A 12,517-nucleotide genomic window follows, 5' to 3' on the forward strand; every position below is an offset into this window, starting at 1 on the left:
GAATGAGGTTCGATGGAACCTCATTTTTTTCGATGATACTATATATAACTGCGTCTTTAGTTTAATAAGATTTTATTTATCTCTTTTCTATATTCATCTTCATCAAATACGTATTGTGGTATCAAATCAATCCACTCTACTCTTGTACCTATAGAATCATACCCCGAAATAAGATCATCTCTTGTACTCCTATCAATCCCTATTTTATCCCATATTACATTGCCGTTTAAAATGATTACTTTAGCAATAATAACAGTACACCATAAATCACAGTCATCCGGACACATTAATACAGGTAACGAAACCTCTTTTTCTTTAGAATTATACCTATCTTTTACAAGGTTCTTTTCCTTCTGGTCATCAATCCATTTTAACAAAGTAGGAACTAATCCAAGAAAATTTTTAGAGGGATAATGTTTATTAAGAATTAAATCTAAGGGGATTCCTTCTATTGTGATAGTAGGATGTTCAACATCACTATATTTATGATACGCAAAGGATATGTATATGATCCTGCATATATTGGACTTCTTAAAATGTATTGTTATGGTAAAAACGCATCCGTTCGTCATAAAGGTTTAGCCAGATTTCTGGTGCCTTTTTTTATAAGATTTATATCGTTAGTCGAGAGCGGACATAGCGACCGTTGGTCTTTGAGCCCGTCGAGTAAACTGTTCAACTATGAGAGCCCTTCAGAGTGTTACCTCATCTTTTGATTCTTTGATATAATCCTTCAATTCCGACAGGAACTGTCTAACCTTTGAAATGTGACCATCCTCAATTTAAGCAAGTTACATTTCGCACATACAGATAGGAAGGGTTTGTGGTTATCGCCCTCTCAGATATTTATTATAGCTCATATGTATCAACGATAAATGGAAAGCAGAATGGGGAGGAAAAGAACTGCAAAAGTAAGCAGCGCAATCCCAAAAACCCCCCTATAATTTTGCTGAATCCATAATTGAGGTATCAAGCTTCCGACATATACACATCCCCAAATAGATGGGATAATAATAAAAACCCACTTTAACAAATCTTTCACTTTTCTTTATTCTCCCCTATTATTGCTGGACCAACTTGATCTCCATGTCCGCGCATATGAAATGTTATATCGACATGATAATTAACATCCTTAACTTTATTCTGCCATTTAAAGTCATTCCATTCTTTTAAGGTTAGGAAAGTAGATTTAACATGATTATTAATAAAAAAACAATCTACTCCCCATTTGTGTATGGTTTTATCAAGTAGGTCGGTTGCCTCTTTTTTCATCTGCTTTTCAAGCGCCCTTTCTAACATTTTCCTATTTTTTTCTTTTGTATAATCTGCTGATGATTGGACACTAACCAAATCTCCTTCCATCGTGATATGAAAATACACACTGACTTGATTATTTTTTCGTTTTACTTTCATAACAGTTTGCTTTTGCGCTTTCATATCAATGGTTAAATTTAATTTATCATTAGCAGGATCGTTAAAATCCCAGGTTGTTCTTTTAAATTCGCCACGCAGCATAAAAAGGGTCTTCGTTTCATTCCCATTAAGAAATCCTCTAAGTTTATCTTTTTTATAGACGGCTGTTCCAAAGAATTCTACTGGAGTTTCCCCAGATCTTCGAATTTCTCCAGCATTTTGTTTACCAATAATCGGCTGTTTACTATCTGCGTCATACTCTCCAGAAGGTAAATCATCATTACCTTCCAGAATATCCTTTCGAAATGCAGTTTGAATGGCTATGGCACCCACTCCGATTTTTTCCATATCAATGATAAAATTATGAAAACGAGAATTAAGAGGTATCATGGTCCCCATATTGTTTGGATCCAACTCTAATTCAAACCATAAGCTAATATCCGTTTCCGTTGTTGGTTTAATATTTTGGATATACTCTTCAGCACTGCCGTGTGTCGTCAAAACATAAAATGATCTCCTAAATTCTCGACTGCGTACGACTTCGCTTAAGACGGGCATGACCCCTTTTTTGGCAAGTTCCTCCCCTAAAATAAATGCTTTAGCGTGCGTAAGGGTAAGCTTTCGTGCAATAAAACTTTGGCTTGCAAGGAGGGCTGAAATGATATTGGACCCTTCAACTGTATGGACGACAATCGGTTTAGCCGGACCACTTGTGTTTTGACCGCCGCTACTAAGAGGCTTTGGAACAGCGATGGCAAACGTAAATAAATAGTCATTTTTCGGGCCAATATCAACACCTATTGCTACAACGAAAGCCATATTCTCAGGATCTTGGCGGTCCCAACACCCGGTTAGCACCGGAAAGGTAAGAATGATGACAAATACGATTCTTAAAATCCTTGGGAACTTATCCACTTGTTCTACCCCATTTTTTTCTTAATATCCCAACGAGCCATGTTAGGAGTGGGAGGATGATAGAGCAGATGGACCCGTACCTACGTAAAATATCTGACTCCCAAGCAACGGCTTCCATTTCACTACTCGGCAGGAGTGCAAGGTGATAGACGATAATCGACAATGGAAAAATAAGAAATTGATCCTTAGGCAAGCGCAAGATTTGTGAAAGTATTGCAGCGCTGCAATACATACCAACAGATAGTTTAATAACCGTACACAACAGCCAAATAACCAGGAAAATACTTTCGACTCTTTGAATCCAACGACCAGCAATAATAATTCGACTGACTTCTAATAGAGGAAAGTTTATTCTAGTTGCTGTAGGATATGGGAAAATGTATAAATAGGTTATAATCGAACAAAGCATGATGGCAGAGCTAATCACAATACACACCCAAACTGCCGTTCCCCATTCTTTTGCTTTTCTCATTCTTGGTACAATAATTCCAAATGCCAGTAGTTCAGTAAACATCGAACTCTTGATTAACCCCATTTTAATGACTTGAGATTTTCCAGTTCCCCAAACAGGGGATAATGCTTTAGGGTCTGCATACGTTATAAGTCCACCAATAAACAGAACCATCAAACTAACAATGATTATTCCAATTGTTAACCACGCTATTCGTCCTAATATTTCCATTCCAGAACGAGCGATTAGTGAAACAGGAATGAGAAGAGCTAGCAAAATTATACCAACCGGTGTTAAAGGTAAGATGTCCGTAGCAATAATATCAGAGAATTCCCGAAGAACAATGAACGTAAGCATAAAGAAAAAGAGAAAATAAGCTAAATTAATTAGACTGCCGAAGAATGGACCCATAATTTCTTCGGTCGCTGTTATGAGAGAAGACCCACCTTTTGCATTTGTTAATAACCCACGAATCCCCCACCAAGTTAATGGGGTAAGCAGTATCGCCATAAGCACAATTACCCAAGCCGCTGTTCCCCCATAATCCACCATCGAACGAGGAAATGGGAGAAAAATCTTGGTTATTACGAAAACGATTCCTACAGAAGCTGCTTCACGAATGCCAATATGATGCTGTTTCACATTTACACCTCATCCCGATTACCAGCTGGGTCTAGGTTACCACCTTTTAAGTCATGCATCTTCGAAATCCTTTTTGGTCGAATTGATAACGACCTGTTTTTTTGTCGATTTATTGGAGCTCTAATTACAATATCATTACTTGGTAAATAAGGAGAAAACGGTGATAATTCAGGTACCCCAAATGACTTGTTGGTTAGACGATTGGCTAAAAGAATGAGCCACAAAATAATAACCCCAACTAAACCCAAAAAAGAAGCAGCAAACAAATAAAGAAAGCGCAGGATTCGGGTGGAAAACTGCAAATTGTAGTTTGGAATTGTGTACGATGATAAAGCAGTAGAAGCCGTAATAATGACCACAATCGGGCTGACTATATTAGCTTGAACTGCTGCTTGTCCTAGTATTAATGCTCCTACAATCCCAATCGTCGGTCCAATAACTCCAGGAATCCTGACACCAGCTTCACGAATTAGTTCAAACATACTTTCTAGTAAAACCGCCTCTGCTGCTACAGGCAATGGTACAGTTTCGCGGGTACCAGCAATGGCAAGAAGGAGTGTTGTCGGTATCATCTCCATATGATAATTGGCAATTGAAACATATAAGGCTGGTAAATAAATTGACATAAAGTATCCCGTATGTCGGATGATCCGAATAAAGGTACTGTATGGCCAACGCAGATTAGCATCCTCCGAAGTCTGTAAGAAAAGTGGGAAATGAGCAGGTACAATTAAACCGAATGGTGAATTATTGACTAAAATCGCCACATAACCTTCGGCGATTTGAGCGGATATCCTGTCTGGTCGTTCAGTACTCAATACATTAGGAAAAATGGAGTTTGGATGATCCTCAATCATTTGCTCAATCATTCCGCTATCACCAATATAATCATATTCTATTGAATGAATCCGCTTACGGACTTCCTTTACAATATCATCATTTACAATCGATTTTATATAAATGATGGCAATATCTGTCTGTGAATATGTCCCCAATAGCTCCCATTCAACTATCAGATCCGGCGTTCTCAATCTTCGTCTAATCATTGATAAATTGGTTTGAATATCTTCTGTAAAACCCTCTTGAGACCCTCGAACAACCATTTCAGTTTTCGGATTATCAATTGCTTTTTTCTCCCCGCCTTGCACTCCTACAATTACAGCTTTGTTCCACCCCTCTACAAGGACAACAGTTGACCCGAATAATATATCATTTACTATTTTTTTGAATTTTCCTTCTGTGGAGACCTGTGCTTCTGTTAGAAGATGTTCTATCAAGAATTCTTCAGTCATCCCCTCAATATTTGGTATGTACATCGTCATTAAAGGGGTAAGTAGTGTTCGTTCAATAGATTCCAAACGTACCTGACCCCCCATGAAGATTACTGCACCTTGTAAGGAGGATTGACCAATTGCGAATCTACGAACCACAAGTCCATGGCTTTGGGGATATGAAAAGCGCTCCTTGATCCATTTTAGATTCTGATCAAGTATAGACGAAAGAGTGCGGTCTTCTTTTATTATTGTTTCAACATCCTGCTCATTTTCAAGTGACTTATTAGATTCTACCCCCTTATTTTGTTCACCGGTTCCATCCCAGTTACCCAATGAGAAAGATTCGTTTTTCTCTAAATTTAAATCTGCTAGGATGTATCTTTTAAGTTTTTTCAAAATGCCCATCTGGAAAACCCCTTTGGTTAGAAATTAATATTTATTGAAAAAATGGCATTTATTAGTTAGTATCCTTTTCAAAATAGATATTATTCTAATTTTCAATATGAATCTTATGGAACAGTTCTAAGGCAGAGACAGGGTGATGATATGATACTAGACTATAAAAAGACACAGATTGTAATAATAAATATTTCAACTATAACAAGGTTGTTATGTATGGCAGCTTCGAAGAGGCATTTAAAATTGAAACCGTAAAGTATCTTAGTGAGAAAAATAATTAGCCCTGTGGCTTTAGTAGCTAGAGAGGTGGGCGGGAATGACAATACTTTACATGGTGGGGTTCCATTAAGAGCTCTGTAATCTCTTTATTAAATAATATGTTATGCAGCTAACCTGCTCCTTTTATGCAAATAACAAATAAAGAAGTACAAGATACGCATGATATGAATAAGATCCTGCATATTTTGGACTTCTTAATATTTTTTGTTATGGTAAAAACGCACTCTTTAGCACAACAACCGAGAGAACTTCAAATGCGAAATTCTTTCTAAGATTTATGGGTTTATGATTTTCCTCAACTCTTTCGTTACCTCTTTGGATGTAAAATACACCTTATCTTCATGACCGATAAAGAAAAATGCACTTTGTTCTTCCTCTTCACCTAAATAGCATTGCAACAAATAATTTCCGCCATTATTGTCAGTAATTAGTAAATCATAATTTACACCTTCAAGTTTCACTTTCTCTCTTTTAGCAGTTAAGAAAGCATTTTTGAAAGTGTCCAATTCTTTTGAGTCCTCGAAAGATGCAAAGAATTCATCATTAAGTTTACCAAAAACAGTTGATTTGGAAACAGAAATTTCTTTTATATCGCTCACATCTTCCATCAAGACTTCATTTTCACTTTTCAATTGACATCCTGTTACTACCAAAGCAAAGAAAGCTAATATAAAGAATGTAAACATAAATTTCCTAATCATTCCTATTCCCCCCATATAAATTTCAGCTCCTTTTAAATCAATAAAAAGATCCCACTAATTATCTTAAAATTAAGTTTAATGTAATATTTATTGTATAAATAATATAATTGATCTTTTTTATATAAAAAAAGATTCATTTCCTATTAAAAAAATGATTCTAAAATTTAACTGCATCTAATTTAATTATTCTGCTCCTTTACTACATAAGTGAAAAAAAAAAGCTGAAAATACAGCAGGTGAAACGAATAGATACCTGTATATTTTCAGCCTTTTCTTAGCGATCTTTAAACAACATTCGCACTCGTTAGTACCATAAATAAATTCTTAATATTAATCAACTATAGTTATTTATAGTTATCGAAGTATTTTCCAATTTCAATTATTTCTTGTGCACTTAACGCTGTCCATTCTTCTGGTGTTTGGTTGGGATTTAAGTCGAGATAGGATTTTATCATCTTATAACCTTCACTGTAACCATATGACCTCGGTAGATCCTTTCCGCCATGCAAAATTTCTAATGAACGATATAAGTCCTGCTTGTATAAATCAGGTTCAATCTTAGACCATAATTCTTTATTGTAAGTCATATCAACTGGGGTATAGGAATGAATAGGATAAACAGTTTTTTCGAACATGACCGCTTTTCCTTCAAAAATAAGATTATCTAAAACAGTTGCAGAATGATTACTTAAATACTTTTCCGCCCAAACACTATGATGATATTCGTGGGCGACTCCGATCTTTATTAACAAATCATTATAATATTGATTATATGCAATGAGAATTTTTCCTGCCCCAACCGTAACCATTGGCATACTTTCATTGTTAGATGGAAAAACACACACCGCAATGTCCTTTTGTGAGGGTAGTAGCTCTGCAGATTTCAAAAGTGATTCCTGAATGAGTTCATTGATTTTTTCTTTACGAATTTCTAACTTTTCACTAATTATTTCTAATTCTGCTATCCCTTCAGGAGTCGAATCAAGAAGGGATTCTGCAATAAGAAGTGGTTCTGCCATATGAAGAAATTCTCCATTTTCAAAACAATCCTTGTAAACAGGCTGAATGATTTCCTCATTGTATAGCTCCAAGGTCAAATGGCTTGGACTCTCTTTCACTTTTTCAATATACCGTTTAAATAATGGATTGACATGAACAATTTTGTATTTTTGTTTAGTTTTAGGATGTTCAAATGAGAACAAAAGCTCATCGTATTCTATTTGTTGTTGTTGTTCTTTCTCTTCAAGTTGCATCTCGATTGTTTCATTTTGCGTACAGGAAGTGAGCATTAATAATGTTAGAAATAGAATAAAAGTTGCATTTGTTTTTAGATTGTATTTCAATTTTATCCCCCTAAGCAAAGAATTTTGAAAGTTATGATTACTTTGATTATATATATTCTACCATATATAAATTGGTAATTTAAGGATTTAATCAAACGTATTAATCAATGAACCTTCACCTTTAAGGCCATTAACAAAAAAAGTCCAAGATACGCTAAGGATTTGAATAAGATCCTGCATATTTTGGACTCCATAAGATCAATTTTTATGGAAAAAAAGCACTCGTTAGCATCTTAAGAGGGCGAATAAAGTCTATCCGTATCAGTATCTATAACGAAATCCACCTTAATATCACCATCATATGGAATTTGTTCAAAGTTATTTAACCTACAAAAGACATAGGGTAACTCTTTAATTTCGAAAGTTAATTTTTTTGCTTGAAGATACTTTAGTTTTAATTGTTGTTTCGTACACTTTCTTCCTGTTAATAGAACGGTCTGAAAATATCCGTCAATTTCAATAATCAGTAATTATCACGACTAGTTGCTACCCAATCAATATAGCTTAGATTTTTAACAAATTTGATCAACTCAAGCTCAGCGTTAATGTAAAAACAATGAAATATCTTTACTTAAAACGACTGACAAGCCATTCTCCTTGTAAAGAATGATTTCATATTCTTTGGTACTACTAAATTTGAGACACAATAATGCGTTTTCAGTACAAGATATAGGAATAGTATTAAACCCAACAATATTTTTATTTTCATTATACTTATCCAAAATATCAAGTTCATCAAACGGAATGAATGTAAATAACCATTCAAAGCAATATGATTGAGACTCTATATTTATCGTCATATTCCACGGCGTTTTTATATGTTCATACAAATAATCTACATATTTCCGGGGGAAATTTATGTTTAATCTTTCCTCTACATGATTAACATTTTTAACGAAATCTTCCTTTGACAAAGTGTTCATAATTCCCCTCCTCTTACACTAATCTTTTTAACGGTTGTCAGTTTTCCTCCTAATCTTATTCGTTTCAACATTGCTTTTATCCTTCTTTAATAACATTACTCTCTAAGGAACTATCCTGCCCCGTTACTTCCATAACATAACCTTTATTAATATGAATACTTATGCGATTATATTAATAGTTCACTCTCTAGAAGATTTATTATTTTTTTCATAAAAATGATATAATAATTACATCTAAACTAGGAGGTGTTTTTTGGTGAAATGGGAACAAGTTCGTGAACAATATCCGGAACAGTGGGTCCTTGTTGAAGCTATTTCTGCCTACTCAAAAAATTCAATACGACATTTGAATGAATTATCAGTTATTTCTTACTTCCCCGATTCAACTCAAGCATGGAAAGAATATAAAAAACTACATTTAGCTGAGCCTACCCGTGAATACTACATTTTTCATACTGATCACAAAGCAATTGAAGTGAAAGAGCAAAAATTTATTGGAGTAAGGAGACGACTTCAATGAAGATTGAAATGTGTGATGGATTACCTCTAGTCTCCGTTTTACTCTCTTATAACGGAGACATAAGGCAATTAAATGATGTTCTATTGGATACTGGATGTTCCACAACTATCTTCGATACCGATGAAGTAGAGGCAATTGGGCTTATTATTGATCGTACAAAAGGTAGACCAAGAAGAATGTATGGTGTTGGTGGAGAAAGCGAACTCTGCTATGAACAAATAGTATCTGATATAAAAATCAATAACCATTTGTTCGAATCCTTTCAATTACAATTAGGAATTACAAAAGAAACCTATGGATTTAATGGCATTCTTGGAATAGATTTTATGATTGAATCTGGTGCGATAATAGATTTAAAGAAAATGATAGTCAAGTAATTTTCATAAATAAAAACCTCCTTTTGTTACATCGCGGTGAACCGTACCATAAGTAAATGAGGTTTAAAAGAAGACAAAGTTTACACTCTCTTGAAAAATTAATAAGAAATAATATGGAAAGGTAGACTCAGTAGTTTTGAGTCTACTTCTTTAGAATAAAAACACATTGGAAACATCTGTAATTTCCAATGTGTTTTTTTGTAGTTATACCAATGTTCACATATAATTTTTTTGTGATTCATTGCGTTTTATAGTTTTAAATTGATATGTAAAATACGAACGGAGGATAAGTCTGAAATAACATTTAATGCATTGAGCGAAACGAAAGGAATGGGACGGGTATAACTGTGAAATAAGGTTTATCGAGCTTGTATTAATATAGTACTTTTCGCCGTCTAGTTGACTGAGTTCCATGGTTGAGTTATTTCTTTAATTTATATAGATGTTTATGATATTTGTATGGAAGGGGGAATTTTAATGAAAGTTTTGCAGGATAATATTATAAATCTTAGAAAAGCACAAAATATGACGCAACGTGAGTTAAGCATGAAGTTAGGGGTGACTTTCCAAACAGTAAGCAAATGGGAAAACGGAAATTCATTACCTGACATCACTTTGCTTCCAACACTGGCAGAAACTTTCCATGTTTCTGTAGATCAATTGCTAGGGATTTTGCCCATTGATGATAAAAACTATCGTGAGAGAAACAAAGATACTTCCGAATATAGAGACCGAATACTCAAGCAGTTTACTGCTACAAGAGAACTGTTCTGGAATGTGGATTATCTTGAGTTTATGGTCCGAGAGGCTTGGAAAATTACGACACCTATAATGATGGCTGAAGTAGGATGTGGTAATGGTCAATTTGCTGAACAAATACTCCCATTATTGCCAAAGGGAAGCAAGTATGTAGGGTATGAAAAGAGTAAGGTGATGCTTGAAGATGGTCAGAGTCGCTTTGCTGATAATGGAAAAGTAACGATATTACCCTTTGATGAAATGGAAGATGTAAGAGAGAAATTTGATTTGGTCATTTGCCAGGGATACTTACGACATTTAAATAATCCTGAGATCGGAATTGATTTGATGATTAAAATAACCAAAAAGGGAGGAATCGTCATTGGACATGAAGAAAACAGACCTTTCGAAAACGTTGGGCTATTGCTAGGTGATGAAATGGATGATTCGTTTGAAAAAGGACTTTTTTTAGAAAAAATGTGGAATAACGAATTAATTCGGGAAGGTAGAGATTATCGAATAGGATTACGACTTCCAGTTTTATTAAAAAAAGCTGGCCTTAAAGATATCAAATGTCGTATGAATGATCGTGTCGATTTGATTCTTAACCGTGATGAAAAAGAAGAACTTGAACGACTACAAGCTCACTATGAAATTACGAGTATAAAAGAAGAACAACTGGCGGATTTTGTTATGGAAAGAGGATTAACTCGCTATGAAGGTCATAGATATGTTGAGTTATACAATAAGAGAAAGTCATATATGGGTCAGAACATCGAGGAGGTAAGCTTGGTACATGTGATGGGCCTAATAATCAGTTGGGGTATTAAGCCATACGATTGATGCTTGATTAATATTTTGTGCAAAAGAGGGGTTCCGTTAAGGAATCTTTATTTTTTAGCGAAGATATATTCCTGTGAACCGTACCATAAGTAGGTGCGGATTTTTAATCGTAAATTATAGCAGGGAGCTATCAATGTCTAGACCATAATTTTAATTAAAGAAAATTCAAATTTAAATATAAAAACCCTCAATTACAAAAGATATAGTATAACAATAATATAAAGATGTTAAGGAGAGAATCAAATGAAAAACAATGAATTAAAAGAAACACCACATATTAAGCCAAATGGAGTAGAAATAGCAGAAACTATACTTTTACCAGGAGATCCACTTCGTGCAAAGTTTATAGCTGAAAACTTTTTAGAAAAACCTGTTCTTTTTAATGAAATTAGAGGCATGCTGGGGTACACTGGCGAATATAAAGGAAAGAAAGTTTCTGTTATGGGTACCGGTATGGGGGCACCAAGTATGGCGATATATTCATGGGAACTAATTAATATTTTTGGAGTAAAGAATTTAATTCGTATAGGTTCATGTGGGGCTATGCAAAATGATATAAAGTTATATGATATTATACTTGCTATGGGAGCAGCAACAAATTCAAATTTTGCGCATCAATTTAATCTTCCAGGTCAATTTCCAATTACAGCATCTTATGAATTATTAGAGAAGGCTAAGAAAATAGCAGATGAAAAGAATTATAAGGCTCATGTAGGAAATGTACTATCTAGTGATGTTTTCTATAATGCTGATGTAACTGCAACAGAAAAGTGGGCTAAGATGGGAATATTAGCGGAAGAAATGGAAACGACAAGTTTATATTTAAATGCTGCTAGTGCTGGAGCTAAAGCATTAACAATTTTAACAGTAAGTGACCATATGATTACACATGAACAAACAACACAAGAAGAGAGACAAACTTCATTTACAAAGATGGTGGAAATAGCTTTAGATGTAGTATAAGTAATGGGAGTCATATGAGTTATTACTTATAGAAAGCACATAGTCTACTTTACTAAAGAAGTATCAAAGAAGAACTAAACGTCCTTGATACTTCTTTTTTTCAATTCTATATAAAGGGATTACTGTAATATCATTAATTATGGCATGGGAATATATTGGTTCTTCTCCAAAGTACTAGGACCAGGAACTAAAATTAAAAAACAATGTATTCGAAGCAAGGGCAATGAAAGAAAAAAAACGCACTTACATTAGTTACGGTGAACCGTACCATAAGTAAATGAGGTTTTAAAATCCCACAAAAACTGGTTGGATAAAAGTTGGCCATGCTTCTCACTAGTGGGTTAATTTTGTATTCACTATACAATTGGGGTTTTTTTTATATGAATAAGTTGAAAATATGTAAGGTAAATAAACAAAAAAACTGTATATTTTCGAAGAATACACCGAATTAAAAGCCATTCAAGGTTCTATTTGTGAAAAAGCGGAAAAGGAGAGAGGATTTATCTATCACTGATAAGTTCTCTCTCTTTTTTCTATAATATTTGTCATAAATGAACAACAAATCTATTTCAATTCTGAGGAAAATTTTTCATTTGCACGAATAGACGAAAATGAATCGTATTATGAAGTGAAGGAGGTAGGGTATGAAAACGTTCGCCGGCTTACGTATTCATGAGATTGTTAAAACTTAAATGGAGCGTCAAGCATTACGTTTATGGGTTGGTTATGTACTGGA

At 34.4% G+C, this 12,517-nt stretch carries 11 protein-coding genes; 4 read left to right on the forward strand and 7 right to left on the reverse strand.

What is annotated here, in order from left to right; all coding sequences use genetic code 11:
* Window positions 1-56: 56 nt before the first annotated feature.
* From ACX9YW_RS17370 to ACX9YW_RS17400, 7 genes are all read right to left on the reverse strand, one after another.
* Window positions 57-377, reverse strand: coding sequence for a hypothetical protein (locus ACX9YW_RS17370; protein WP_460348767.1), 321 nt, complete (start codon window positions 375-377; stop codon window positions 57-59).
* 661 nt (window positions 378-1,038) lie between these two features.
* Entirely contained in the window at window positions 1,039-2,328 is a 1,290-nt protein-coding gene (locus ACX9YW_RS17375; protein ID WP_460348769.1) for a Ger(x)C family spore germination protein, read from the reverse strand.
* Window positions 2,321-3,421: a GerAB/ArcD/ProY family transporter gene (locus tag ACX9YW_RS17380; protein WP_460348771.1), complete on the reverse strand. Its 1,101-nt coding sequence runs from the start codon at window positions 3,419-3,421 to the stop codon at window positions 2,321-2,323. The genes ACX9YW_RS17375 and ACX9YW_RS17380 overlap by 8 nt, the downstream gene beginning before the upstream one ends.
* 2 nt (window positions 3,422-3,423) lie before the next feature.
* The gene (locus ACX9YW_RS17385; protein WP_460348773.1) at window positions 3,424-5,100 is read right to left on the reverse strand and encodes a spore germination protein; all 1,677 of its coding nucleotides are present in this window, start codon (window positions 5,098-5,100) and stop codon (window positions 3,424-3,426) included.
* Between the two features lie 548 nt (window positions 5,101-5,648).
* Window positions 5,649-6,074, reverse strand: a complete 426-nt coding sequence (locus tag ACX9YW_RS17390) for a hypothetical protein (protein WP_460348775.1) — start codon at window positions 6,072-6,074, stop codon at window positions 5,649-5,651.
* A gap of 344 nt (window positions 6,075-6,418) precedes the next feature.
* Window positions 6,419-7,417 carry a DUF2268 domain-containing putative Zn-dependent protease gene (locus ACX9YW_RS17395; protein WP_460348777.1) on the reverse strand — a complete coding sequence of 333 codons (999 nt, stop codon included), beginning with the start codon at window positions 7,415-7,417 and terminating at the stop codon, window positions 6,419-6,421.
* A 542-nt stretch (window positions 7,418-7,959) separates the two neighbouring features.
* Window positions 7,960-8,340 carry a hypothetical protein gene (locus tag ACX9YW_RS17400; RefSeq protein ID WP_460348779.1) on the reverse strand — a complete coding sequence of 127 codons (381 nt, stop codon included), beginning with the start codon at window positions 8,338-8,340 and terminating at the stop codon, window positions 7,960-7,962.
* A 256-nt stretch (window positions 8,341-8,596) separates the two neighbouring features.
* Between ACX9YW_RS17400 and ACX9YW_RS17405 the strand changes: the two genes are divergently transcribed.
* The 4 genes from ACX9YW_RS17405 to deoD all read left to right on the forward strand — a co-directional run bounded on the left by ACX9YW_RS17405 (window position 8,597) and on the right by deoD (window position 11,781).
* A complete protein-coding gene (locus ACX9YW_RS17405; RefSeq protein ID WP_460348781.1) occupies window positions 8,597-8,860 on the forward strand; it encodes a hypothetical protein in 264 nt (87 codons plus the stop codon).
* Entirely contained in the window at window positions 8,857-9,237 is a 381-nt protein-coding gene (locus tag ACX9YW_RS17410; protein ID WP_460348783.1) for a retropepsin-like aspartic protease, read from the forward strand. Before ACX9YW_RS17405 ends, ACX9YW_RS17410 begins: the two co-directional genes overlap by 4 nt.
* A gap of 477 nt (window positions 9,238-9,714) precedes the next feature.
* On the forward strand, window positions 9,715-10,818 hold the full coding sequence (locus tag ACX9YW_RS17415; protein ID WP_460348785.1) for a helix-turn-helix domain-containing protein: 1,104 nt from the start codon (window positions 9,715-9,717) through the stop codon (window positions 10,816-10,818).
* Window positions 10,819-11,061: 243 nt separating this feature from the next.
* Window positions 11,062-11,781 (forward strand): purine-nucleoside phosphorylase, encoded by a 720-nt coding sequence (gene deoD / locus ACX9YW_RS17420; protein WP_460348787.1) that lies wholly within the window; start codon window positions 11,062-11,064, stop codon window positions 11,779-11,781.
* Window positions 11,782-12,517: the final 736 nt, after the last annotated feature.

This window comes from Pseudoneobacillus rhizolycopersici (assembly GCF_054786815.1).